The 24,416-nt window shown below is 72.7% G+C and carries 20 protein-coding genes; 8 read left to right on the top strand and 12 right to left on the bottom strand.

All coding sequences use genetic code 11. The features are described from left to right. Position 1: 1 nt before the first annotated feature. Genes EDD29_RS17085 through EDD29_RS17075 form a run of 3 tightly spaced genes read right to left on the bottom strand, consistent with a single transcriptional unit; the run spans position 2 to position 3,635 of the window. Positions 2–400 (bottom strand): nuclear transport factor 2 family protein, encoded by a 399-nt coding sequence (locus EDD29_RS17085; RefSeq protein ID WP_211359760.1) that lies wholly within the window; start codon positions 398–400, stop codon positions 2–4. Then, complete coding sequence (locus EDD29_RS17080; protein ID WP_123665359.1) at positions 397–2,673, bottom strand: CaiB/BaiF CoA-transferase family protein; 2,277 nt, start codon at positions 2,671–2,673, stop codon at positions 397–399. The genes EDD29_RS17085 and EDD29_RS17080 overlap by 4 nt, the downstream gene beginning before the upstream one ends. After that, a complete protein-coding gene (locus tag EDD29_RS17075; protein ID WP_123665358.1) occupies positions 2,670–3,635 on the bottom strand; it encodes an LLM class flavin-dependent oxidoreductase in 966 nt (321 codons plus the stop codon). Before EDD29_RS17075 ends, EDD29_RS17080 begins: the two co-directional genes overlap by 4 nt. Positions 3,636–3,763: 128 nt before the next feature. On the opposite strand from EDD29_RS17075, the gene EDD29_RS17070 reads away from it, so the two are divergent. The 4 genes from EDD29_RS17070 to EDD29_RS17055 all read left to right on the top strand — a co-directional run bounded on the left by EDD29_RS17070 (position 3,764) and on the right by EDD29_RS17055 (position 7,552). Beyond that, a complete protein-coding gene (locus EDD29_RS17070; protein WP_123665357.1) occupies positions 3,764–4,174 on the top strand; it encodes a Zn-ribbon domain-containing OB-fold protein in 411 nt (136 codons plus the stop codon). Between the two features lie 26 nt (positions 4,175–4,200). Beyond that, positions 4,201–5,382 carry a thiolase C-terminal domain-containing protein gene (locus EDD29_RS17065; protein ID WP_123665356.1) on the top strand — a complete coding sequence of 394 codons (1,182 nt, stop codon included), beginning with the start codon at positions 4,201–4,203 and terminating at the stop codon, positions 5,380–5,382. 35 nt (positions 5,383–5,417) lie between these two features. After that, positions 5,418–6,260, top strand: coding sequence for an SDR family NAD(P)-dependent oxidoreductase (locus tag EDD29_RS17060; RefSeq protein ID WP_123665355.1), 843 nt, complete (start codon positions 5,418–5,420; stop codon positions 6,258–6,260). 74 nt (positions 6,261–6,334) lie between these two features. After that, positions 6,335–7,552 carry an amidohydrolase family protein gene (locus tag EDD29_RS17055; protein ID WP_123665354.1) on the top strand — a complete coding sequence of 406 codons (1,218 nt, stop codon included), beginning with the start codon at positions 6,335–6,337 and terminating at the stop codon, positions 7,550–7,552. A 462-nt stretch (positions 7,553–8,014) separates the two neighbouring features. Here the strand turns inward: EDD29_RS17055 and EDD29_RS17050 are convergent, their stop codons facing one another. Further along, the gene (locus tag EDD29_RS17050; protein ID WP_123665353.1) at positions 8,015–8,680 is read right to left on the bottom strand and encodes a hypothetical protein; all 666 of its coding nucleotides are present in this window, start codon (positions 8,678–8,680) and stop codon (positions 8,015–8,017) included. 431 nt (positions 8,681–9,111) lie between these two features. Here EDD29_RS17050 and EDD29_RS17045 point away from each other — a divergent pair, with 431 nt between their 5' ends. Both EDD29_RS17045 and EDD29_RS17040 read left to right on the top strand, forming a co-directional pair. Then, positions 9,112–10,314, top strand: coding sequence for a PucR-like N-terminal domain-containing protein (locus EDD29_RS17045; RefSeq protein ID WP_123665352.1), 1,203 nt, complete (start codon positions 9,112–9,114; stop codon positions 10,312–10,314). Between the two features lie 106 nt (positions 10,315–10,420). Then, a complete protein-coding gene (locus tag EDD29_RS17040) occupies positions 10,421–11,605 on the top strand; it encodes a PucR-like N-terminal domain-containing protein (protein WP_123665351.1) in 1,185 nt (394 codons plus the stop codon). Positions 11,606–11,751: 146 nt separating this feature from the next. Here EDD29_RS17040 and EDD29_RS17035 read toward each other — a convergent pair whose 3' ends face one another. Both EDD29_RS17035 and EDD29_RS17030 read right to left on the bottom strand, forming a co-directional pair. Further along, on the bottom strand, positions 11,752–12,927 hold the full coding sequence (locus tag EDD29_RS17035) for a cytochrome P450 (RefSeq protein WP_123665350.1): 1,176 nt from the start codon (positions 12,925–12,927) through the stop codon (positions 11,752–11,754). A gap of 29 nt (positions 12,928–12,956) precedes the next feature. Further along, the gene (locus EDD29_RS17030) at positions 12,957–14,597 is read right to left on the bottom strand and encodes an N-acyl-D-amino-acid deacylase family protein (RefSeq protein WP_123670530.1); all 1,641 of its coding nucleotides are present in this window, start codon (positions 14,595–14,597) and stop codon (positions 12,957–12,959) included. A 178-nt stretch (positions 14,598–14,775) separates the two neighbouring features. Here EDD29_RS17030 and EDD29_RS17025 point away from each other — a divergent pair, with 178 nt between their 5' ends. Further along, complete coding sequence (locus EDD29_RS17025) at positions 14,776–16,239, top strand: aldehyde dehydrogenase (RefSeq protein WP_123665349.1); 1,464 nt, start codon at positions 14,776–14,778, stop codon at positions 16,237–16,239. Between the two features lie 134 nt (positions 16,240–16,373). Here the strand turns inward: EDD29_RS17025 and EDD29_RS17020 are convergent, their stop codons facing one another. After that, positions 16,374–17,252 (bottom strand): alpha/beta fold hydrolase, encoded by an 879-nt coding sequence (locus tag EDD29_RS17020; RefSeq protein WP_123665348.1) that lies wholly within the window; start codon positions 17,250–17,252, stop codon positions 16,374–16,376. Positions 17,253–17,362: 110 nt separating this feature from the next. Here EDD29_RS17020 and EDD29_RS17015 point away from each other — a divergent pair, with 110 nt between their 5' ends. Next, positions 17,363–19,309: an AfsR/SARP family transcriptional regulator gene (locus EDD29_RS17015; protein WP_123665347.1), complete on the top strand. Its 1,947-nt coding sequence runs from the start codon at positions 17,363–17,365 to the stop codon at positions 19,307–19,309. A 97-nt stretch (positions 19,310–19,406) separates the two neighbouring features. Here EDD29_RS17015 and EDD29_RS17010 read toward each other — a convergent pair whose 3' ends face one another. The 5 genes from EDD29_RS17010 to EDD29_RS45490 form a co-directional block, all read right to left on the bottom strand. Continuing rightward, positions 19,407–20,312, bottom strand: coding sequence for a GNAT family N-acetyltransferase (locus tag EDD29_RS17010; protein WP_123665346.1), 906 nt, complete (start codon positions 20,310–20,312; stop codon positions 19,407–19,409). Then, positions 20,309–21,505 (bottom strand): aromatic ring-hydroxylating oxygenase subunit alpha, encoded by a 1,197-nt coding sequence (locus tag EDD29_RS17005; protein ID WP_123665345.1) that lies wholly within the window; start codon positions 21,503–21,505, stop codon positions 20,309–20,311. Before EDD29_RS17005 ends, EDD29_RS17010 begins: the two co-directional genes overlap by 4 nt. A 13-nt stretch (positions 21,506–21,518) precedes the next feature. Then, a complete protein-coding gene (locus EDD29_RS17000; RefSeq protein WP_123665344.1) occupies positions 21,519–23,051 on the bottom strand; it encodes a class I adenylate-forming enzyme family protein in 1,533 nt (510 codons plus the stop codon). A 162-nt stretch (positions 23,052–23,213) separates the two neighbouring features. Continuing rightward, positions 23,214–23,834 carry a TetR/AcrR family transcriptional regulator gene (locus tag EDD29_RS16995; protein WP_170201443.1) on the bottom strand — a complete coding sequence of 207 codons (621 nt, stop codon included), beginning with the start codon at positions 23,832–23,834 and terminating at the stop codon, positions 23,214–23,216. 285 nt (positions 23,835–24,119) lie between these two features. Then, entirely contained in the window at positions 24,120–24,287 is a 168-nt protein-coding gene (locus EDD29_RS45490; protein ID WP_170201442.1) for a hypothetical protein, read from the bottom strand. Positions 24,288–24,416: the final 129 nt, after the last annotated feature.

Raw genomic sequence — 24,416 nt, 5'->3', positions numbered from 1 at the left:
ATCAGGCGTCGCCGAGGGTGCCCAGCAGTGCGTGGGTGTCCTGCTGGAAAACCCGGATCTCCCGGACGCGGCCCCCTTCGACGGTGAACAGCTCGACCACGTCGACGGTCCGGGCACGGCCCGTCTCCTTGGCCGTCCACGTCTGGGTGGTCACCTGGACCGCCTGCTCCGGGCCGCATCCGAGCACCCGGGGATCGGCGATGTCCCGGTCCCAGTGCCGCGCGAACAGCGCGCCCATCGCCGCCATCCCCTCCCGGCCCCGGTGCACACCGCCGTGCGGAAGGGACGCGGGCTGCTCGATCCGGAACTCCGGATGCAGCAGCGCGAACGCCCCCTCGACGTCGCCGGCCGTGAAGCGCTTCCCCATCTCGGCCACCACGTCGGCCGCCTCTGTGCTCACGTGTCCTCCTCGAGTTGCCGGGCGGTCCCGGCGGTCAGCAGTGCCGTGATGTCGGGTTCGGGGAGGCCGATCTCGGCCAGGACCTCGGCGGTGTGCTCGCCGACGCGCGGAAGGCTCAGCCGGACGGCGGCGGAGGGCGGTGCCTCGGAGGGGCCGTAGCGGAGGAGCGGACCTATCTGTTCGAATCCGCCCCAATCGGCCGTCTGATAGGTCACCGCACGTCCGGTCTGTCGGTTCACCGGATCGTCGAGGATCGCGCCGCGGAAGCCGTCCCGGTCGAGGGATTCGACCGGTTCCGCGGGCACGCCGAGGGCGCGCAGCCGGGCCGTCCACACGGCGGCGGACGCGCTCGCGAACGCGGCTTCAAGGATCGCCTCCGCCTTACGGGCCGCCTCGTCGGAGGCTCCTCCGCGCAGCGGCGCGTAGGAGGGCAGTCCGCCGACGGACTCTCCGAGCCGTGCCCAGACCTCGGGGCCGGGGACGACGACGGCCAGCCACGCCCCGTCGCCGCACTCGTAGATGCGGTAGCCGGGCCCGTATCCGGTCTGCGTCCCGTCGAGGGACGGACCGAGCACGAGCTCGCCGTCGCGCAGGTGGACGCCGCTGTGCGCGAGCATCCCCGCGCCGAGCAGGCTCGTCACGACGCGGCGGCCCCTGCCGTCGGCGGCGCGGCCGACCAGCCCGGCCAGGATGCCGCCCGCCGCGACCCAGCCGCCCGCCATGTCCACGGGGATCCAGGTCGCCGCGATCGGGTCGTTGCCCGCCCCGCCGATCGCCGTCTCGAACCCGGTGACCGCCTGCATGAGCGCGTCGTTGCCCGGGAACCTGGCGCGCGGTCCCACGTCGCCGAAAGCGCTCGCGTGGCAGTAGACCGCGCCCGGGTTGATCCGGGCGACGGTGTCCGCGCCGATCCCGAGCCGCTCCGCGACCCCCACCCGGAAGTTGTGCACGACGACGTCGGCCCACTCCAGCAGCCGTTCGACCGCGGGCCGGGCCTCGGCCGCCCCGATGTCGAGCGCCACGCTCCGCTTCCCCCGCTGGCAGGCGGCGACCGCGTAGGCGGCGGCCCGCATCGCCTCGCCTCCGGGCGGCTCGACCTTGACGACGTCGGCCCCCAGATCGGCGAGCACCTCGGCGGCGAGGGGCCCCGCCACGAAGGCCGAGAAGTCGGCGACCCGCAGTCCCGCGAGCAGGCCGGGGCCCTCGACCGCACTCGGCGGAGGCGAAATGGCTTCGGCGAGCGGAGAGACCGAGACCGGTGAGCCCGGCAGGACGTAGCGGTGGCCGTCCTCATCGCGGGTGAGGGCGAGGCCGATCTCGGCGAGGTGCGGTTCGGCCAGGACCTCGCCGGGGGCGAGGACCGGCTCACAGGCCACGCCCGCGCGGCGCAGGGCCTCGATCCACTCCGCGCGCGGGCGGCGGGAGAAGAGGGAGGACCAGCGCTGGGCGCGGACGCCCAGACGGCCGGTCATCTGGTCGGTGTAGTAGCCCTCCTCGCTGGGCTCGTCGCCCAGGACGTCGAGGAGGGACGCGTACATGCCCTTGCCGCCGAACCAGACCTGGATCAGTTCGCCGTCGGCGCAGCGGTAGAGGAAGTTCGGGAAGGTCGAGCCCTTCTCCCAGTAGGACTCGACCTCGGGGGGCGCGGCCTGCGAACGGCCGATCATGCAGCCGAGGGTGGCGAGCATGCCGTCGTACAGGGAGGTCTCGGCCCAGCCGCCCTCGCCGGTCAGCGCGCGGCGGCGCAGCAGTCCGAGCACCGAGACGCTCAGCAGGGAGGCGGTGCCGACGCCGGACGCCCTGACGTCGACGAACACCGGGCCGGAGCGGTGCCCGGCCAACTGGGTGCAGAGACCGGCAGACGCCTCCACGAGCAACCCGTAGTCGGCGGTCTCGCCCTTGCCCGTGCGGCTCGGACGGCACCGCGCGTACACGAGGGAAGGATCGGCCTCCGCGAGGTCGCGGTAACCGAGTCCCCGCCGTTCGACCACCTCCTCCGGCCCGTACACGAGCGCGACATCGGCCTCTCGCAGCAGCGCGAAGGCCGTCCCCGGGTCGTCGGTGGCGACGATCCGCTTGTCGCGGTGCCAGGCACGGCCCCATGGCACGTCCGCGTCGAGCGGGACGGGCACGGCGCCGACGATCCTGGTGACGTCCGCGCCGAGATCGGCGAGCAGCAGGCCGGGCACGCCCCCGGCGAGGCCGAGGCCGAGGTCGCTCACCCCGACGGCGAGTTCGACGACGCGCAGCCCCGCGCAGGGCGCCGCGCTCACGCCGACGCTCCGGGCACGGCGGCGGCCGGGACGGACAGCCGCGGCAGCACTTCCTCGGCGGCGAGCCGCACGATCCCCAGGGTGTCCTCCTTGGCCGCGGGCGAGATCACGATGTGCCGTGCCCCCGCGTCCACGTACGCCTGGACGCGCGCGGCGACCTCCTCGGGAGTCCCGGAAGGGGCTATGCGATCGAGCAGTTCCGGAGGCTTGTCGCCGTACGCGGACCCGAGGAACCCCGCCACGTCCGCGCGGGCCCGCTCCCGGTCGGCGCGCACCGAGCAGTACAGGTAGACCGTCCACTCGAATCCCGTGAGGTCACGGCCCACGGCGTCCGCCTCGTCCCTGATCGTCTGAACGGACCTGGCATAGGCCTCGGGCGACACCAGATAGGGCATCCACCCGTCGCCGCGCCGCGCGGCCCGCCGCATCGCGGGCTCCTTCCGGCCGGACACCACGAGGGGCGGGCCTCCCGGCCGCATCCCCGGGCCGGCACCGTGCCGGACCGGGCGGAGGTCGACGTCGTCGAAGGCGAAGAACCTGCCTCCGTGACTCACCGGGCCGCCTCGCCAGAGCTTGCGCAGCACGTCGATCGCCTCGTCGGCGCGCGCGCCGCGCTCCTTCACCGGGACGCCCATCGCGGCGAACTCCTGCGGGAACTCCCCGCCGATGCCCACCCCCGCGACGACCCGGCCACCGGACCTGCTGTCGAGGTCGGCGAGTTGCTTGGCCGCCAGGACCGGGTGGTAGAGCGGCAGCATCAGCACCGCCGTGCCCACTCTCACCCGTTCCGTCCAGGCGGTCATCAGGGCGAGCCTCGTGATGGCCTCGCCGGTGGCGCTCGGCGGCAGCACATGCCCGCCCTGCCAGACCGACGCGATGGGCAGCCGCTCCACGGCGGCCAGCCAGTCGCGGTCGGGTTCGGGAATCGCCGCCGCCCCGAGGACGACGCGGTCGTCTGCCACTGCTCCTCCCCTCGAACACCGCCGGAGGGACGGCGTTCGATCGGAAGATAGCAAATGCTCACTTTTTTATGTAGACAGTGGGGGCGGGCGAAAACGCCCCCGGAAGCACCTCGGAAGGAGACTGCTGAGTGGACGCCACAGTCGGGATCCCCCCGGCCGTCAGCGAGGAGACCGAGCCGTTCTGGACCGCCGCGAAGGAGGGCAGACTGCTGGTCGAGCAGTGTCCCGCGTGCGGTGCGGAGTCGTTCCCGCCGCGCGGGATCTGCCGGTCCTGCCACGCCAGGCCGACCCGGTTCGCCGAGGTCACCGGGCGGGGCGTCGTCTACAGCCTCACCGTCAACCACCAGCGGTGGATGCCGGATCTCGAGGTGCCTTACACCGTCGTCCTGGTGGAGTTCCCGGGACGGCCGGGTGTGCGCGTGACCGGGCGGCTGCGCGGCTGCCCGCCCGAGGACGCCGCCATCGGCATGGAGGTCGAGATCGGGTTCGAACCCGGTCCCGGCGGCTTCGCCATCCCCAGCTTCGTCGCCGCGCGCTAGGCGGCCCGTCCCCTTGGAGGGCCCCCGTGGGCACCGACTTCTTCGAACGCCGAGCCGTCATCTCCGGCGTCGGCCAGTCCGCCATCGGCCGCCGCCTCGACCGGTCGGGGTTCCAGCTCACCCTTGACGCGATCCTCGCGGCGGTCGAGGACGCGGGCCTGACCGTCGCCGACGTGGACGGGCTCGCCATGTTCCCGGGAGGCGGCGCCGCCAACCTGCCCGGATACGCCAACGGCAACCTCTACGAGGTCCAGGACGCGCTCGGCATCACGACCACCTGGCGGCAGGGCATCAACGAGGGGATGGCGCTGCCGTTCTACGGACCGGCGATGGCCGTGGCCACAGGGCAGGCCCGCCACGTCGTCGTATGGCGGACGGTCAAGGAGGGCAGCGCCGCGCGCAACGCAGGCGGACGCCCTGCTTACGGCTCCACCAAGCCCGTCGCAGAAGGCCCCTTGGCATGGCTGCTCCCGGTGGGGATGCTTTCGCCTGTCTGCCAGGTCGCCCCCTACGCGGCGCGTTACATGCACGAGTACAAGGCGACCAGGGAACAGCTCGCGTGGATCCCGGTGACGCAGCGGGCCCATGCCGCGCTCAATCCCGACGCCGTCTACCGCGGCCCGCTCAGCGTCGAGGACTACCTCGGCTCCCGGATGATCTCCACACCGATGTGCCTCTACGACTGCGACGTGCCCGCCGACGGAGCCACCGCGATCGTCGTCTCCGCCGCCGAGACCGTGCCCGACCTGCGGTCTCCCGTCCGGATCGAGGCGGCGGCCGGAGTCGTCGAGGGCAGGCCGTCGTGGGAGCAGTGGGAGGACATGGGCCGGGTCGGGCACGGGGCCGCGCGAGCGATGTGGGCCCGTACCGACCTCTCCCCCGGTGACGTGGACGTGGCGCAGCTCTACGACGGCTTCACCATCGAGGTCGTCTGGTGGCTGGAGGCCCTGGGGTTCTGCCGGGTGGGCGAGGCCGCGGCGTTCGTCGAGGGCGGCGCGCGCATCTCGCTCGACGGGGAACTGCCGCTCAACACCTGGGGCGGCCAGCTCTCGGGCGGCCGCCTGCACGCCGCGTTCGGCCACACCGCCGAGGCCGTGCGGCAGATCCGCGGCGAGGCGGGCGACCGGCAGGTACGCGGCGCGGAGGTCGCCGCGATCGGCAACGTCGGAGGGTTCGAGGCGGGCGCGGCACTGCTCGCCCGCTGGTAGCAGACATCTCGTATCACGACACAAGGAGAACGACAGTGGTGGAGCGTCCTGGACGGGTCGAAGGCAAAGTCGCGATCGTGACGGGGGCGGGCTCGACGCCCGGACCCGGCATCGGGACGGGGAAGGCCACGGCCGTCGTCCTCGCCCGGGAAGGGGCACGGGTCCTGCTCGTGGACCTGTATCCCGAGAGAGCCGAGGACACGCTGCGGCTCATCGAGAAGGAGGGCGGCGAGGCCTCGGTGTTCGCCGCCGACGTCACGCGGGCCGTCGACTGCGAGGAGATGGTCGCGACCGCCGTCGAGCGGTACGGGACCGTCGACATCCTGGTCAACAACATCGGCCGCGCCGCGCTCGGCACCGTCGTCGACACCTCCGAGGAGGACTGGGACCGGGCGATGGACATCAACCTGCGCACCGCGTTCCTGGCCTCGAAGTACGCGGTGCCGGTGATGGCCGGGCAGGGGTCGGGCTCGATCGTCAACGTCGCGTCGATCTCGGCGCTGCGCGGCGACGGCACCGCGGCCTATTCCGCGGCCAAGGGCGGCATGATCGCGCTGACCGTCGACATGGCCTACGCGCACGGCCGCCAGGGCATCAGGGTCAACGCGGTCGCCCCCGGCCACATCACGACACCGATGGTGATGTCGGTTTCGACTCCCGGGTCGCGCGCGGAGTTCATGAACACCATGCGCAGCGAGGCCGGCCTGCTCGGCACCCCCGGCGACGGCTGGGACGTCGCCTTCGCCGCGGCGTTCCTGGCCGGCGACGAAGCGCGCTGGATCACCGGCGTCACGCTGCCCGTGGAGTCGGGCGTGCTCAGCGTGACGCCGCTGATGATGGCGCCGCATCTCCGCGGCGTTCCCGCGCCGACCGATTGAGCGGTTGCGTGCCGAGGCCCCGCCCGCCTAATGTAAGTGAGTACCCACTCTCAAAGCGGAGGAGTTCACGCGCAATGGCTGACCAGGACGCGGCGGCGACCGCTCTCCGTGAGACCGCTCTGTGCGAGCGCTACGCGGTGGCCGACGTCGACTCCCACATCATCGAGCCCGCCGACCTGTGGACGTCGCGGATCTCCACCGCCAAGTGGGGAGACCTCGTACCGCACGTCCGCTTCCACGAACGCCGCCAGGAGGACGTCTGGTACATCGGCGACCGCAAGCTCTACGGCGTCGGCGCGTTCGCGCAGGCGGGCTGGGCCGAGTTCCCGCCCTCGCACCCCAAACGGCTGTCCGAGGCGCTGCCCGCCGCGATCGACGCCAAGGAACGCCTCGCCTACAACGACCGGGTGGGCGTCCACTACCAGGTGCTCTATCCGAACATCGTGGGCTTCCACAGCCACAGGTTCCTCAACCAGATGCCACGCGAGCTCGCCACCCTGTGCGTCCAGGCGTACAACGACTGGGTCGCGGAGTTCGCCTCGGCCGACCCGAGCCGGCTCATCCCCATGATGATGCTGCCGTTCTGGGACATCGACGAGTCCGTCGCGGAGATGCGCCGGGCGCACGAGATGGGCCACAAGGGCGTCCTGTTCGCGGCGCGCTACGACAAGGTCGGCCTCCCCCGCCTCATGGACGACTACTGGGAGCCCGTGCTCGGCCAGGCCCAGGAGATGGGCCTGTCGATGAACTTCCACGTCGGCTTCCTGGCCTCGGACGAGGATCTGAAGGGCGCCGTCGACCAGTCCAAGAAGATCGACTTCACCCGGGAGAGCTCCCTGGTCCTGCTCGGCAACGCCCAGAACATCGCCGAGGTCGTGCTCAGCGGCGTCTGCCACCGCTACCCCGACCTCAAGTTCGTCTCGGTCGAGAACGGCGCGGGCTGGCTGCCGTTCTTCTCCGAGACGATGGACTGGCAGTGGCTCAACGTCGGCGCCCACAAGGAGTACCCCGACCGCCTCCTGCCGAGCGAGTACATGAAGCGCCAGATCTACGGCATGTTCTGGTTCGAGCGCCAGTCCGTCCGCTCGGTCATCGACCAGCTCGGCGACAACCTCATGTTCGAGACCGACTTCCCGCACGCCACGAGCCTCTCCCCCGGCCCCGCGTCGGAGTCCCCCAGCCCCCGCGACGTCATGGAACTCGCCCTCACCGGCCTCCCCGAGGAGACCATCGGCAAGGTGCTCCAGCACACCGCCACGGAGCTGTACAATCTGGACCCGCCGGTCCGATAGCGCACTTCACCGATGGCCTAAGGCCGGTTCTGCAAACCAGAACCGGCCTTTCGCGCTGCCGGGAAACCGAGAGATCACCGCCGTAACCTTGCCGAAATTCGAGTGGCCTCCCGCCCTGCTGACCAGCGCACCAGCACACAAGGACCCTGCGGCATCGGCCCTGTCGAAAACTTCATCCACGGCCCGGATCAAGCCCGAACCGATCCACGTCGACCATTTCCACCGGTCCCGATCAGCCGCATTCACCGCACACGTTCAAAGACTCATCCGACCAGCCGCTTCAATTCGCGCGACTGGGTGGAATTCGACGATCGAACCCCTTCGAACCCGTCCTCATTCATGACGGTGAGCACCGGCGAAAAGGCGGATGGCCTGTTCCGAGTCGGTACGCGCGGCGAGGCCGCACAGCCGGAGCGGCTGTGCGGCCGTTGTACTGTCGATCCGGCGGATCAGACCGCGCGATCAGACCGCGCTGATGGTCGGGACGGGGCTGCTCGTGACGTTGAAGGTGCCGCTCAGGGTGGCCACGTCACCCTTCTTGATGGCACCGAAGCAGCCGATGCTCGCGCTGGCGATCGTGATGTTGCTGGAGCCGCTCGCAGTGATGACGCCGGCGCTGTAGCTGCCGTTGATCACACCGGTCTGGGAGTTGGCGCCGCCGGGGCCGTCGACCTGGACGACGCACAGGCCGCCCAGAGCGGTCCCCTTGACGGAGACGCCCCTGATCTGGCCCGGCGTGACGCCGCCGGAGGTCGGACCGGTGGCGTAGAGCTCCCACGCGCCGCCGGGCGTGTTCGGGGTCAGGGTGAAGCTGAGGGCGGGAGAGGTGCTGGCGCAGCCGCTCGTCGAGATGGACAGGCCGCTGACGACCGGGTCGGTCGGGCCGCCGGAGGCGTTCAGGGTGCCGCTGGCGGACCCGGAGGTGCAGTTGGCCGTGATGCCGGCGGTGACGTCCTGGAAGCTGATGTTGGTGGAGGAGGCGGTGACCGCGGAGGCGCCCGTCGCCGTCCACGAGGTGATGCCGTACGGCGCCGACGGGGGGAAGGTCCCGACCGCCATGGCGGGGTTGCTGACGAGGAGGGCTATGGCGCCCGCGCCGGCGGCGGAGATCGCGATCTTGCGCAGCATGGGGGGTGGCCTTTCATTCGGGGTGGAATGGTGAGCGACCAATTACAGAATGAATAACTGGCAGCTCATCAGGGGTAAACCGGTCACTCGTGGATGAGCTTAGGTACGGGATTCTGACTCGACAAGAGCTCGACGGATGCCAGACCACCACCCTTTGGAAGTCTGTCAACGGATGAGTAATACCCGCTCCCGTTTCATATCGCCAGTGACGATCCAGGACCCGATGCCTATTCGTGAGAAAGAGTTGACGAATCCGATCGACCGCACGGTTATCCTCCTTTCCAACGGGTACGTAGACATCCCCCAGGCCGACTCCAGTGCAGTTTCGGTAAGACCGAAATCCCTTTCTCCCCGACAGGCGGCGAACACCGCGCCGCCGGGCGAGATCGGTGGACGGCCGCCGACCCCGGCCGGGAGAGAAAGGACGGAGCGTGCGGCGAGAGCACGAGAATCCGCCGTCTCCGCAGCTCGCGGAGGCCTTGCGGGCAGGGCTGCCCGGACTCGCGAAAGAGATCTATGCCGAGATCGACGCGTCCGTCCCCGACTACGCGATCGCCGATCCCAGCCCGCCCGCGATAGCGGTCGTCGTGAACGAGGCGCTCGCGGTCTTCGTGGCCCGCGTCGCCGATCCGGCGGTTCCCCTGGACAGGCTCACCGAGCTGCTCCGAGCACTCGGCCGCAAGGAGTCGGACGGCGGGCGGAGCCTGGACTCCCTGCACACCGCGTTCCGCGTCGCCTTCCGCACGTCCTGGCACCGCATCGCCGAGGTGTGCACCCGGCACCGGTACTCCGGTGACGTGCTGGCCGAGCTCGCCGAGCACCACATGGCGTACATGGACGAGCTCATCGGCCCGGTCGTCCAGGGATACCTGGAGGCGGACCCCAAACCGCAGGAGGAGCGGGCGCAGCTCCGGCGGCGCCTGCTGCACCGGCTGGCCGAAGGGGGCGGGCGGTCCGGCGGTGTCGCCGAGCTGGCCGACCGGGCCGGCTGGCCCCTGCCCGCCGCGGCCACGCCCGTCGCCGTGCCGCCCGGCGCGGTCTGGCCGCGCGCCGCGGTGACCGCGGACGTGCTCCTCGATCTCGACGGCAGCGATCCGTGCCTGCTGTTCCCCGGCCCCTTCGACGGCGACCGGCGGACGACGCTGGAATCGGCCCTGCCCGGTATCCCGCTGTCGGTCGGGCTGACGGTGCCGCTGGAACAGATACCGGACTCGCTGCGGTGGGCCCGCCGGGTGTCGGCGCTCGCGGAGAACGGGGTGATCGGCGGAGCGCCCGTGCTGCTCAGCGAGGACCACCTGCTCGACCTCTGGCTGACCGCCGACCCCGCCCTGCTGGACGAGATCGTCGCGCGGTCACTGGGCGGACTCATGAACCTGCCCGCGGCCAAGGGCGCCGCGCTCACCGAGACGCTGCGGGTGTGGCTGGAGAGCTGGAGCACCGCGGCGGACGTGGGGCGGCGGCTGCACCTCCACCCACAGACGGTGCGCTACCGGCTGCACCAGATCAGGGAGCGGATCGGCGACCAGATGGACGATCCGGAGGCGCGGTTCAGGCTGGAGGCGGCGCTGCGCGCCCTGCGGCTGCGCGACCGCGGACGCGCCGCGTCCGGCCCGGGCGGGCGGCTGGTCTCCTGACCGTCGCCCTCACGGGCATTGCCGAGACGGGATCCGTCATCTAACGTCAACGTGGCGCGAATCACAGTGACGTAGTGGGCTTTCCTGGACGATTGGCGCGCAGAGCATGTACTCCGAGCTTCTCCCGAGCCTGACCAAGCTCGTCCCCGGACTCGTCGGCGAGATCGTCGACAGCGTCCGCGCCGCCATCCCCGACTACGACCGGCCGCAGGGCAGCCCCTACAACGAGGTGATCCGTTCCGGGGTGGAGCGCAACGTCCTCGGCTTCGTCGCGGGGCTCGCCGACCCGGCGCAGCCGCACGACCGCCGCAACGAGCTCTGCCGCAAGCTCGGCGCGTTCGAGGCGATGGAGGGGCGCCCGCTGGCGGTGCTCCAGTCCGCGTACCGGATCGGGGCACAGCTCGCCTGGTCCCGGATCCGGGACGTGCTGTCCGGGCAGGAGCTGTCGGCGGCGGCGGTGTCCGCGCTCGCCGCCTCCCTGTTCCGGTACATGGACGACGCGGCCGAGCTGTCCCGCGAGGGCTACGACCAGGTCAAGGGAGCCGAGCACGAGAAGCGGGAGGCGGCGCGGCGGCTCCTGCTGCGCGACCTGGTGCGCGGCCCGGACACGGACTGCGCCGCCGTTGCAACGCTCCACCCGGCCGCCGACTGGGCGGCCCCGGACCAGGTGACCCTGGTCGCCCTCCCGACGGGCGCGCCCGTCGTGCGCCCGTTGCTCGATCCCGACCTGCTGCTCGACCTTCACGACCCCGAGCCTTACCTGCTGGTGCCCGGCCCGCTGACGGAGCCGCGCAGAACGATGCTGGAGTCGGCGCTGGCCGACTCCCGGGCCGCGGTCGGCCTCACCGTGCCGCTCGCGCGTGCCGCGGACTCCCTGCGCTGGGCCAGGCAGGTGCTCGCGCTGGTCGCCGACGGCGTCCTCGACGACGGCACGCTGACCCTGTGCGAGGACCACCTGGTGAGCACGTGGCTGCTGGCGGACGGCCCGCTGATGGACCAGATCGCCCAGCGGCGGCTCGCCTTCCTGACGGGGGTGGAGGAGCGGCGGCGCCCATGGCTCACCGACACCCTCCGGGCCTGGCTGCGCACCCGCGGCCCGGCCGCCCGGATGAGCGACGACCTCGGCCTGCACGTGCAGACCGTCCGCTACCGGATGCGGGTCCTGGAAGGGATCCTGCGGGAGGACCTCACCGAGCCCGACAACCGCTTCGCGACCGAGACCGCCCTGCGCGCCCTCTGGCTGCGCGGCCGCGCCGGAGGACCGGGCGGCCCGTCCCCCGCCGGCCCGTGACCGCCCGGCGGCCGCGCGCCGGCCCCTGAAAGGGGCGGACCGGCAGGTTACGGTGGCGGTGCCCTCGGCGAGGGTCGCCTCCGCGCGGCAAGCCGGTCCCCGCCGTCCGGTCCTCGGGACGGCGGGGAGCGCGATCGTGCGGGGTGCTAGACGCGGGCGGGCAGGGACTCGAAGCCGCGGACGGTGGAGGTGGGGGCGAGCTTGGCGCCGGTCTCGATCTCCCAGGTGGGGTAGCGCTTGAGGATCTCCTCCAGCGCGATCTTGCCCTCGAGGCGGGCCAGGGCGGCGCCGAGGCAGAAGTGGGTGCCCCGGCCGAAGGTGAGCTGGGGGCCCACCGTGCGGTGGATGTCGAAGGCGTCGCCGTCGGTGTGGCGGTTCCCGTCGCGGTTGGCGGCGGCGACGAGGAACATCATGACGCTGCCCTCGGGAACGGTCCTGCCGTGCACCTCGACGTCGCGGGTGACGTACCGGGCCATGTGGTGGGCCGGAGGCTCGAAGCGGAGCAGTTCCTCGATCGCGTTCGGGATGAGCGCGTGGTTCGCGGCGAGTTCGGCGCGCTGGGCCGGATGGTCGGCGAGGACCTTGCCCGCCCAGCCGATGAGCCGGTTGGTGGTCTCGTTGCCCGCGCCAGCCACGATCGTCACGTAGGTGAGGATCTCCTCGCGGGTGAGCCTCCGGCGGGTGCCCGTCTCGTCCTCGAACTCGGCCTGGAGCAGGTCGGTCATGATGTCGTCGGACGGGTGGTCCGCCCGCCAGTCGATGTAGGCGCCGAACGCCTCGCCCGCGAGGAAATCGAGGTCGAGCTCCATCGGCTTGCCCTCCTCGGTGCGCAGGGAGTCGTCGACCTGGTCGCGGATGGCCTCCTGGTCGGCCTCGGGGATCCCCAGCAGCATGCCGATCGTCTGCATCGGCATCCGCGCGCCGAGGTCCGCGACGAAGTCGAACCTGCCCGTCCCGGCCGTCCGGTCGATGCTGCGGGCGCAGAAGTCGCGGATCTTCGGCTCCAGCGCGAGCACCTTGCGCGGGGTGAAGATGCCGGACAGCAGCCTGCGGTGGACGGTGTGGAGGGGCGGGTCCTCGAAGATGATCACGCCGGGCGGGAACTCGATGTTCGCCTTGATGAGCTCGAGGATCGCGCCGCGGCCGGAGATGAACGTCGCCGGGTCGCCCAGGCCCGCCTCGACGTCCTCGTACCGGCTGACGGCGTAGAAGTCGTGCTTGTCGTTGTAGTAGAGCGGCGCCTCTTCCCGCAGCCTCCGATAGACCGGATAGGGGTCGGCGTCGATCTCGACGTCGTAGGGGTCGTAGTACACGTCCGTCATTAGGCTCTCCTCACGGGGTGGCGGTAAGGCTAGGAGCGCAGGAGCCGGCCTGGAGCGACGCCGGGGAGGTCGACTCCCCCTGCGCGGACCGCGGTGCCGTTGACCCACAGGTGCGCCACGCCGGTGCTGCGCACGACGAGGCGGTCGGTGCCGCCCGGCTGGTCGTGCACCCGCTCCACGGGCGTGGTGCCGATCGTCGCGGGGTCGAAGGCGACGAGATCGGCGTGGAACCCCTCCTGGACCAGACCGCGCTCGCGGATGCGGAACGCGCGGTGGGGGTGGCCGGTGAGCCGCCAGACCGCGGTCTCCAGCGAGATCGCGCCGCGCTCGCGCACCCAGTGGCCGAGCAGGTGGGTGGAGTAGCAGGCGTCGCAGAGCTGGGTGGCGTGCGCGCCCGCGTCGGACAGGCCCAGCAGGGTCCGGTCGTCGGCGAGCAGTCGGCCGACCTCCTCGTCGCCGTCGTTGTCGAGGACGATCCGGAACCGCGTGGCCATGCCGTCGGAGAGCGCGAGGTCCAGCATCAGGTCGAACGGGGTCGTGCCGCGCTCCTCGGCGAGCCGGTCGAGCGGGACGCCCACCGCGTCGGCGTGCGCGTTCGTCTCCTCGACGCTGGTCTTCGGCCAGCGGTGCGCCCACGCCTTGAGGGTGTTCTCGCGGGCGCGATCGCGCCACGACCCGTCGCGGTAGAGGCCCTCCCGCTCGGCGCGGGGAAGGGCGAGGACGTCCTTCCACTCGTCGATCTCCGCGAGCGGCGTCGGGTCGGCCATGCCGATCTGCATGACGATCGGGCGGCAGGCGATCTGCGGGTAGACCTCGCCGGGCAGGGCCGCGCCCCGTTCGACCGTGCGCAGCGCGGCGCCCGGTTTGTCGGCGCGGGCCACCAGCGCGGTCCAGGTGACGGGGATGCCGTAGCGGGTGGCCATGTCGGAGAACTGGTCGACGAACAGGCCGGGGCCTATCGACACCTGAAGGACGCCCTTGCCGAGTTCGCCCAGCACCGCGGCGAGCGCGTGGACCTCGTCGGTCTCGGCGAAGCGGCTCGGCACGGGGCGGCCGAAGGCGCCCTGGTGGGCGGGCTGGCGCGAGGTGGAGAACCCGAGGGCGCCCGCCTCCAGCGCCTCGCGGACGACCTCGCGCATGGCGTCGAGTTCCGCGGGCGTCGCGGCCCGCTCCTCGCCGCCGGTGACGAACAGGCGCAGCGGCGTGTGCCCGAGGAACGCGCCGACGTTGAGGCGTTTGGGCCGCGCGTCGATCGCGGTGAGGTACTCGGGGAAGGTCTCGAAGCACCAGTCGATCCCGGCCTCCAGGGCCTCCATCGACATGCCCTCGACGTTCTCCAGCGTGCGCACGATGACGTCGCGGTGCTCCGGTCGGGTCGGCGCGACCCCGAAGCCGCAATTGCCCATGACGACGCTGGTGACCCCGTGCCAGCTCGACGGGGTCAGGTCGGGATCCCACAGGATCTGGGCGTCGTAGTGCGTGTGCACGTCGATGAAGCCGGGGGCGAGCGTGAGGCCGCCGAGGTCGACGGTCTCGGCGGCGTCGTCCGGGCTCAGGACGCCCGGGTCGCGCACGGCGACGACGCGTCCTCCCTCCACCCCGACGTCGGCGAGGCGCGCGGGGGCGCCCGTGCCGTCGATGAGTGAGGCACCGCGCAGCAGCAGATCCATGAACACCTCGCGAGGTCGGCACCGGCGGTCCGGGCTCCGCGCACTGACGCGGCCGGACCGTGACGAGCGATCGAGGCGAGCATTCGGGCTAACAAGTGAATGCTCACATACTTAGGTTAGGATAGCGGGCGTTCACTCCGGAGACTAGGCTCCGGGTTCCGATTACGGGAGGGCCCTCGTGGACGACCGGCTGATGTACCGGAGAGAGTTCTTCATCGGCGGCGCCTGGACCCGGCCGGCGGGCGACGCCAGGCTCCGCGTCGTCTCACCGTCCACCGAGGAAGCGGTCGGCGAGGTGCCGTCCGCCACCGGCGCGGACGTGGAGCACGCGGTCGCCGCCGCGCGCGGGGCGTTCGACGCGGGCCCATGGCCGCGCATGTCGCCCGAGGAGCGCGCCGACATCCTGGCGAAGGCCGCGGTCCTCCTGCGCGAGCGGGAACCGGATATCGCGGGCGTCACCGTCGACGAGATGGGCTGCGCGGTGAGCCAGGCGCGGCGGGCGCAGACCGGGTTGGTCGCGCCGCTCTTCGACTACTACGCCGACCTCGTCCGGACCCACCCGTTCGACCGAGAGGTGCGCGCCGGGGACCGGGCGGGGCTGGTCACCCATGAACCCGTCGGCGTCGCCTCGCTCATCGTGCCGTGGAACGCGCCCGTCACGCTCGCGGCGTGGAAGGCGGCCCCGGCGCTCGCCGCGGGATGCAGCGTCGTCCTCAAGCCGCCGCCGGAAGCGCCGCTGAGCGGCTACCTCCTCGCCGAGGCGCTGGCCGAGGCGGGCGTGCCGGACGGCGTCTTCAACCTGGTGCCGGGCGGGAGGGACGTCGGCGAGCTGCTGGTGCGCCACCCCGGCACGGACAAAGTGGCCTTCACCGGGTCGACGGCGGCGGGCAAGCGCATCATGAGCCTGTGCGGCGAGCAGGTGAAACGGGTGTCGCTGGAACTCGGCGGCAAGTCGGCCGCGGTCGTGCTCGACGACGCCGACCTGGGCTCGGTCGTGCCCGCGATCGTCTCCGGCGCGATGCATCTGTCGGGCCAGGTGTGCGGAGCGCACACGCGGATCCTGCTCCCCCGCGCCCGGTACGCCGAGGCCGTCGAGGCCGCCGCCGCCGCGGCGTCGGCGGTGCCCGTCGGCGATCCGCACGACCCGGCGACGGTCGTCGGCCCGCTCGTCGCCGAACGCCAGCGTGTCCGGGTCGAGCGGTACATCGCGATCGCCGTGGAGGCCGGCGCCCGGATCGCCGCGGGCGGCGGACGCCCCGCCGACCTACCGCGCGGCTGGTACGTCGAGCCGACGGTCCTCGCCGACGTCGCCAACACCATGCGCGTCGCCCGTGAGGAGATCTTCGGCCCCGTCGTCTGCCTCATTCCTTACGACACCGAAGACGAAGCCGTCGCCATGGCCAACGACTCCCCGTACGGCCTGTCCGGCGCCGTCTGGTCCGCCGACCCCCACCGCGCCTTGCGGACCGCCCGCCGCCTCCACACCGGCGGCGTGGCTCTCAACGGCGTCTACCCGCCCTACCCCCACGTCCCCTTCGGCGGCTTCAAGGAGTCCGGCCTGGGCCGTGAACTGGGCCCCGAGGGCCTGAACAGCTTCCTCGAGTCCCGCGCGATCGGCCTGCCGCCGGAACTCCGCACCTGAGCCGCGCCCCGGACCGCCCGCGACGCCGAGAACGCCACCACGCCGGACCCCGACCGCGTCGGCTCCCCTCACCGCCGGTCGGAGCCGCCCCCTGTCCTTGGACGGGCGCGGCTCCGCTCGAGTGTCCGGCGGGGTCAGCGCGCGAGGAGTTCGCGGAGGTGGTGGGCGACCTCCTTGGGAGCCTCTTCCGCCATGAAGTGGCCGGCGGTGGTGGTGCGGTGGACCAGGTCGTCGGTCCAGGGACGCCACAGGGCCACGGCGTCGTAGCCGAGGGCGGCGCCCCAGTCCTGCTGGACGACGGTCACGGGCATGCGGAGACGGGCGCCGCGGGCGCGGTCGGCGGTGTCGTGGACGACGTCGACGCCCGCGGAGGCGCGGTAGTCGGCGACGATCGAGGGGATCGCCTCGCGGCAGGCGGCGAGGTAGGCGGCGCGGAACTCGGCGGGGATCGCGGACGGGTCCTTCACCCAGTCGTCGAGGAAGGCGGCGAAGAACGCGTCGGGCACCGCGGCGATCATCTTCTCGGGCAGGCCGGGCGGCTGGGCCATGAGGTACAGGTGCCAGCCGACGGCCGCCGACACGCCGTGCATGACGTCCCACATGTCGAGCGTCGGCAGGACGTCCAGGCAGGCCAGGTGGGTGATCGTGGCGGGGTGGTCCAGGCCCGCCCGGAAGGCGACGAGGGCGCCTCGGTCGTGTCCGGCCAGCGCGAAGCGGTCGTGGCCCAGCGCGCGGGCGAGCGCGACGACGTCGGCGGCCATCGTGCGCTTGGAGTAGGTGTCCTGGCCGTTCTCGACGGGCTTGTCGCTGGCGCCATAGCCCCGCAGATCGGGGCAGATCACAGTGAAGTCAGCGGCGAGGTCGGCCGCGACGTGCCGCCACATCAGGTGGGTCTGCGGAAAGCCGTGCAGGAGCACGACGGCCGGGCCGGAACCCCCGACCGCGGCGTTGAGCGACACGCCGTCGGCGACGGGGACACGGTGGTAGGTGAAGTCCTGGATGACCGGTGACATGGTCTTCTCTCCTCGGAAGGCTCGGTGACGACCTGATGCCCTCAGGCTGCCGGGCGCCGATCAGCATCCGATCAGCGCTAGCGTGGGGTGTGCGGGGAACGGGGGGCGGGATGGGCGTTTTCCTAGGGGTTCTTGGACCTGTCGAGGCCTGGGACGGGGCGGGCGAGGTGATCTCCCTGAAGGGCCCGAGGCACCGGGAGGTGCTGGCCCGGCTCGTCGCCGCCCGGGGGCGCGTCGTGCCCGTGGATCTGCTGGCCGCCGACCTGTGGGAGGACCCGCCGGAGGGGGCGGTCGGCTCGATCCGCACCTTTGTGGGGGCGCTGCGCCGCGCCCTGGAGCCGGACCGGCCGCCCAGGACACCGCCCGCCTTGATCGTCACCGTCGGGACCGGGTACGCGCTGCGGGCCGACCCGGACGCCGTCGACGCCTGGCGGTTCGCCGGTGCCGTCGAGTCGGATGAGCCGCCCGCCCGCCTGCTCCCGGTGCTCGACACGGCCCTCGCGTTGTGGCGCGGACCGGCCTACGCCGATTTCCCCGAGGCGCCGTGGGCGCTGCCGGAGCGGTCCCGGCTGACCGAGATGCGGCTGCGCGCGGTGGAACGGCGGGCCGAGGCGCTGCTCACGCTCGGCCGTGCGGCCGAGGCGGTCCCCGATCTCGACGCGCACGCCCACGCGCACCCGTGGCGGGAGGAGGCGTGGCGGCTCCTCGCCCTCGCGCTCTACCGGACGGGACGCCAGGCCGACGCCCTCTCCGTGCTGCGCGCCGCCCGGACCGCGCTCGCCGAACAACTGGGCCTCGACCCCGGCCCGGGGCTGCGCGAGTTGGAGTCCGACATCCTCCGGCAGGAGGACAGGCTGGCCCGGCCCGACGCGGCGGCCCGGGTCTGGGCGAGCGCGACGGCGGCCCACGACCGCGCCGCGCCGGACGCCCGCCTGCGCCTCGAGGCCACGGTCGGGCTCATGCGCGGCCTCGCGGTGACCGGGGGCGGCGGCCTCCTCGCGGCCCGCGAGCACCGGGCGGCGGCGATCGAGGCCGCCGAGGAGATGGGCGACCCCGACCTCGCCGCGCGCGTCATCGGCGCCTACGACGTCCCGGCGAACTGGACCCGTGCCGACGATCCCGCGCAGGACTCCCGGGTGGTCGCGGCGGCCGAGCGCACCCTGGCCCGGCTCCCCGCCGGCACCCCGCCCGGCGCGCGGGCCCGGCTGCTCGCGACGATCGCGCTGGAGTCGCGCGGCACCGCCTCCCCCCGCGCCCGTGCCGCGGCCGAGGAGGCCGAGCGGATCGCCCGTTCGCTCGACGATCCGGCGCTGCTGGCCTTCGCCCTGAACGGCGTCTACATGCAGACGTTCGCGCGCACCGGCCTGTCCGGGGAACGGGACGCCGTCGGCGCCGAGATCGTCGCCCTGTCCGAACGCCATGACCTGCCCACCTACGAGGTGCTGGGCCACCTCATCAGGCTCCAGTCGGCCTGTGCCGTCGCCGACCTCCCGCGCGCCGACGCCCACGCCGCGCGCCTCGACCTGCTGGCCGCCCGCCACGACCGGCCGCTCACGGCGGTCTTCACCACCTGGTACCGCGCACTCCGCCTCGCCGAAGACGACACCGTGCCGTTCGCGGCCAAGGAAGCCGCTTACGTCGCCGCCGGGACCGCCCTGGAGACGGCCGGCATGCCCGGCCTCACCCAGGGGCTGCTCCCCCTCGCCCTCCTCTGCCTCCGCCTGCGCCACGGCCGCGCGCCCGGCCCGGACGACGACGCCTACGGCCCTTACGTCCCTTGGACCCGGCCCGTCCTGCTGTTGGCCGAAGGCCGCCCCGCACAGGCCGCCGAGGCCCTGCGCGGGGCCCCCGACCCTCCGCACGACCTGCTGGCCGAGGCCCTGTGGACCCTCCTCGCACACGCCGCGGTGTCCCTCGAGGACCGATCCGCCCAGCGCCGTGCCCGTGCCGCGCTGCTCCCGGCCGCCGCCGAACTGGCCGGAGCGGCGAGTGGCCTGCTCACCCTCGGCCCGGTCTCCGGGGTCCTCACGAACCTGGCGAACTCCCTCGGCACCTGATGCCCTCCGGCACGGCACGCGCCCGGAGGCGGGCGCCGCATGCGGGCGACGGGTCGTGCCGCGGCCCGTCCGAACCGTGCACGGGCGGGGCCCGCGGTCAGGGGAGGGTGAACAGGGTGTCGGTGCGGTCGTGCTGGAAGGCCGCCGAGCGGAACAGGTCCAGCGCGTCCAGGTCGGTCACCTCGACCGCAGTCGTGATCGCCTGCGCCCCCTGCCGCCACAGCCACGTGAGGGAGAGCCGGAGCAGGTCGTCCCGGTGGGTCCGGGTCGACGCCGTGAGCTCGCGGATCGTGCCGAGCGGGCCGTGCTCGCCGTCCTGGGACATCCCGACCGAGACCCGGCCGCGCACCCCGCCGTCCGGGCCGGTGACGACCAGCGCGGTCGGCTCCCCCGGTCCGCGGTCCAGCGCCGTCCAGGCCGACGGCGCGTCGGACGGATCCGGCTCCGACTCCCGGACGGTGACGCCCGGCGCCGCCGAGGCGAGCGCGAGCGGCGAACCCGCGTGGTCGAGCCGGGAGGGCAGCACGAGCCGGTGCCGTTCCCCGGTCGGCGCGACGCCGAAGCGGCGGGCGAGGCGGAGCGCCGCGGGGTGGGTCCCGTACGCGCAGGCCAGGACGGAGCCGAGGTCAGTGCCGAACCCGCGCGCGCCGGACAGGCCGGCGCCCAGCGTCTCGGCCACCGCGGTCGCCACGCCCATCGACCGGTACTCCGGCGCGACGACGAGGTCGGCCACGCCGAGCGAAGGCCGTGTCTCGGCGATCACCAGCACCGCCGCGAGCCCGGGTTCCGGCGAGGCCGCCACACCGCCCCGGCGCAACCGGGTGAACACCTCGACCGTGGTGGTCCGCGCCGCCGCGGCGCCGGCCGGCGCGGCGAACCCCATCTCCGCGTCGGCCCGGCGCGCCCGCGCCAGCAGCGAGCGCACCGCGGCGTCCGGCGGACGCGGGGACCGGCGCAGCTCGACCGGTCCCGCGCCGCCGGACAGGACCTCCGGCCCGTTCACTCCGCGGACCCTCCGTGCACCAGCCGTCGGATCTCGCGCCGGAACAGGTGGCTGGCGAGCTCGTTGCGGCCGAGGAGCATCGGCCCGGTGTCCTGGTTGAACATGGCGTTCTGGGAACCGGCGAGGATCGGGAAGTCCTCGTCGTGGATGATCGAGATCATGATGTGCCAGTTCTTCTCCCAACGCGCGCGCCACGCGTCCTCGTCCAGCCCGGTCTCCGCCTGAGTCGGCGCCATGATGCGCATCTCCATCGTCGACCTGCCCGGATCCGCGCCGTGCGGGCGGAAGGTCAGCAGTTCGACGTGCGTGGCGTGCTTGAGCAGCATGCTGTTCGGGGCGATGAAGCAGCTCTCGATGACGTGCTTGTCCATCGGAGCGTCCCCGGGGCTCTCGCCGAGGAACCTGTCGATGCTCTTGCGGGCCGCCAGGAACCAGAAGTGCCGTCCGAAGTCCTTGAGCGCGACGGCGTTGGTGTGCAGCACCTTGCCCGCCGTGTTCGGATGGGCGTACTTGACGTGGTAGTTGTCGAGGAAGCCGTCCTGCATGATCTTCCAGTTGGTCGGCCGGTCGAACGTGTGCGGGGTGACGCTCACCAGGTCCTCGATCCGGTAGCCCGCGAGGAGCGCGTCGGTCTCCGGCCCGAGCCACGCGGCGACGTCGATCTCGGCGCGCGCGTCGTCGATCAGCCAGACGAAACCGTGCCGCTCCTCCACGGGCAGCCGGACGAGCCCGAACTCGGCCCGGTCGAATTCGCCGAAGGTGCCGTCGAGGGTGACCGTCCGCAGGGATCCGTCGGGGTCGTAGGACCACCGGTGGTACGGGCAGGAGAAGAGCCGGCAGCGGCCGGAGGACTCCTCCACCAGCTGCGCGCCCCGGTGGCGGCAGGCGTTGACGAAGGCGCGCAGGCCCCCGTCCCGCTGTCGGACGATGATGACGTTGTTGCGCGGCAGCTGCACGGACACGAAGTCGAACGGCTCGGCGACCTCCGAACCGTGCGCGACGATGAACGGCACCGCCCCGAAGATCCTGTCGCGTTCCAGCTCGGCGAGGGCGGGGTCGCGGTAGTCGGCCGGGCTGAACCGCTCGATCGCCGCGAAGCCGTCGGTCGTCTCGTCCCGCAGGTGGCCGAGCAGCCGGTGCACGGCGTCGCCGCGCAGCTCGGCGGCGACCGGCAGGTCGTTGTCCACGCTCATGGGTGATTCCTCCTTATCCCTGGCCGTGCGGGTGCGGCGTGCGGCCGATCCGCTCGTGCCGTTCGGGGATGTCGGCGCCGGCCGCGCGCAGCGGGCGCTTGTCGATCTTCATGCTGGACGTCCGCGGCAGAGGCTCCTCGCGGAAGACGACGTACCGGGGCACCTTGTAGGCGGCCAGCTTGACCTTGCAGTGCTCGATGACGTCCTGGACGGTCAGCCCCTTCGCGGTCAGCAGGAGCGCGGGGGTCTCGCCGAACTCCGGGTCGGCCACGCCGATGACGGCGGCCTCCAGGACCTGGGGCAGCTCCAGGACCGCCCGTTCGATCTCGGCGGCGTAGATCGTCATGCCGCCGGACTTGATGAGGTCCTTGGTCCGGCCCACGATCCGCAGGGTGCCGTCCTCGTCCCGGACCCCGATGTCCCCGGTGCGCAGCCGGCCGCCGCCGAAGACGGCCTCGGTGAGCGCGTCGTCCCGCCAGTAGCCCGCGGCGACGCCGGGTCCGGAGATCCAGATCTCGCCGGGCGTCCCGGGAGGGCACGGCGTGCCGTCGACGTCGACGATCCGGACCTCGGTCAGCACGCCGCCGAGGCCCACCGATTCCGGCTTGCGCATCGCCAGCTCGGCCGTCGGGAAGGTCACCATCGACAGTGATTCGGTGAGGCCGTAGGCCTGCCGCAGGCCCACGCCCTTCTTCGCCCAGGCTTCGACCAGCGTCGGCGTGACCGGGTTCCCGCCCGTGAACACGACCGCGAGGGACGTCAGGTCGGCGTCGGCGAACCGCGGGAGTGCCGCCATCTGCTCGAAGAAGATCGTGGTGGCGGCGATGCACGTCACCTCGTGCTCCTCGATGAGCCCGAGCGCGTCGTCCGGGTTCCAGACCGGCATCATGACGACGCGGCCGCCGAGCACCAGCGGGGCGAGGAAGCCGTTGAGCAGGCCCGCCGCGAACGACATCGCGCTGATGTTGAGCGTGGTCGCCCGCATCAGCTCCGGTGCCTGGAGCGTCCACTCGAAGAACGCGCCGAGCAGGGACTCGTGGGTGTAGACGACCGCCTTGGGCAGGCCGGTGGAGCCCGAGGTGGGGATGACGCAGACGGGCGCCGAGGGGTCCGCGGCGAGCCCGGGGAGGTCGAACGCGGCGGGGGCGCCGTCCGCGAAGGACTCCATGGGAAGGCGCACCGATGCCTCCGCGGCCCGCTCGGCGGTCTCGCGGTGCGCCGCGCCGACGACGAGGACGGCCGGGGTGAGCTCGCGCAGCACGTCGGCGAGCTCGCTCGCGGGGTACCGCTCGTTCAGCGGGCAGAGGATCGCGCCGACGCGGATCGCGCCGAGCGCGGTCACCGCCCAGTCGAGGGACATGCCGCCGAGCAGGGCGACGCGGTCGCCGGGCTTGACGCCTTCAGCGAGCAGCCTGGCCGCGGCCCGGTCCGTCTCGCGCAGGAGCGCGGACCAGGTGAGCGCGTCTGCGCGGCAGCGCAGCGCGACGGCGTCGGGCGTGCGGACGCGCCAGGCGTCCAGGGCTCTCAGCACGGTGGTTTGACGCATTGCGCTCCTGTCAGAGGGGTGGAAAGACGGGTCACAGTGCAGCTGGGAATGCGGCGTCGGCCCTGGTCACAGAGGTCCCGGGCGGCGCCTGGCGCTAAACTTAATGGCTTTAAATAACGGGGTCAATGGTCCCGTCCCGGAGGAAACGAGAACGGGCCGGCCTCAGCCCTGGGCGGCGGCACCCTGGAGGAAGACCCGGACCGACTCGGCGAACAGCCGCTCGGGGGTCCGCCACCGGTTGGCCAGGACCGCCGCGACGAGCCTCGGCTCACGGACCGGATCGGCGTGCGCGAAGATCGCGCCCCGGGTCGGCTCGGGCCGCATCGCCTGGGTGAGCGCCGCCCCCAGGGTGAGGTTCTCCATGCCGTCGAGGATGAGCGCGTGCCGTTCCGCGGGCACGCCGGCCTCCGCCAGAACCTCGATCGCCTCGTCGTAGTGGGCCGTCAGGAGGTCGCGCGGGACGAACTCCAGCAGCAGCGGCGCCGCGTGGGGGTGCCGCAGCACGGCCCGGCGCAGATCGACGCACAGCGCCACGAGCCACTCGATCCAGTCGCCCGGCGCGCCGGGGCGCGGCGCCGGGATCTCCAGCACGACGCTCCGCGCCACCTCGGACATGATCTCGGCCCGGTCGGCGAAGTGGTGATAAAGGGCCGGCGCCTTCACCTCGAACTCCCTGGCCAGCCGCGGCAGACTGCACGCCGCGAGCCCCTCGGCGTCGATGATCTCCAGCGCCTTCGCGATCACACGATCCCGCTGGAGCAACGGATGACTGGGGCGCGGCACCCGCCCATTATCCCCTGCCCCATGCCCCTCGGACTCCAAGGACGAGCCGCAGCACCCGAACGGCCTCGGCGGCGCCCGGCGCGTCCACCGAGCCCCTCAGGCCGGGCGCAGGAATACCACCGACCCGCCGCGCCCGGACCGGCGGACGCGTCCTCCAGCGGACCCCAAAGGGCGCCGCAGCCAGAACTCCCGTCCGAATACCGCCCGAACCCGATGTGAAGGCCGGCCGACGTTCGCCGGACCTTGATCATCCGAAAGCGCCCCGCCCGGGGCGCTCGCCGGCGCCTAGCGCCCGAGGGCGGCCGCGCCCGCGCCGTCGGGGCCGAGCACGGCGGGCGCGGTGAGCACCAGGCTCCGCTCACCGTCCGGCTTCGTCGGCGCCCCGGCCGAGGTCGCCGAGACGAACAGGGCACCGAACGCCAGGGGCACTCCGAAGAGCACTCCCCACGCCACGGTACGAACCTCCCGAATCATTCCGTAACTAGACATATACTAATAGTAACCGCCCGGCGCCTCGGGGGCCAGACGACCCAGCACGCGCAGGCCCTTCCGACCGCCGGGCGGCCCCGGCCGACAGCGGCG

Source organism: Actinocorallia herbida (assembly GCF_003751225.1).
Classification (GTDB): Bacteria; Actinomycetota; Actinomycetes; order Streptosporangiales; family Streptosporangiaceae; genus Actinocorallia; species Actinocorallia herbida.
The sequence above is the reverse complement of the archived record's forward strand: the minus strand, read 5'-3'. Positions and strand labels throughout refer to the sequence as shown.

Excerpts from the sequence above, each read along its gene's own strand:
- EDD29_RS17055 (WP_123665354.1), top strand. The coding sequence starts at position 6,335 with ATGGCTGACCAGGACGCGGCGGCGACCGCTCTCCGTGAGACCGCTCTG.
- EDD29_RS17050 (WP_123665353.1), bottom strand. The coding sequence starts at position 8,680 with ATGCTGCGCAAGATCGCGATCTCCGCCGCCGGCGCGGGCGCCATAGCC.
- EDD29_RS17040 (WP_123665351.1), top strand. The coding sequence starts at position 10,421 with ATGTACTCCGAGCTTCTCCCGAGCCTGACCAAGCTCGTCCCCGGACTC.
- EDD29_RS17035 (WP_123665350.1), bottom strand. The coding sequence starts at position 12,927 with ATGACGGACGTGTACTACGACCCCTACGACGTCGAGATCGACGCCGAC.
- EDD29_RS17030 (WP_123670530.1), bottom strand. The coding sequence starts at position 14,597 with ATGGATCTGCTGCTGCGCGGTGCCTCACTCATCGACGGCACGGGCGCC.
- EDD29_RS17020 (WP_123665348.1), bottom strand. The coding sequence starts at position 17,252 with ATGTCACCGGTCATCCAGGACTTCACCTACCACCGTGTCCCCGTCGCC.
- EDD29_RS17015 (WP_123665347.1), top strand. The coding sequence starts at position 17,363 with ATGGGCGTTTTCCTAGGGGTTCTTGGACCTGTCGAGGCCTGGGACGGG.
- EDD29_RS17005 (WP_123665345.1), bottom strand. The coding sequence starts at position 21,505 with ATGAGCGTGGACAACGACCTGCCGGTCGCCGCCGAGCTGCGCGGCGAC.
- EDD29_RS17000 (WP_123665344.1), bottom strand. The coding sequence starts at position 23,051 with ATGCGTCAAACCACCGTGCTGAGAGCCCTGGACGCCTGGCGCGTCCGC.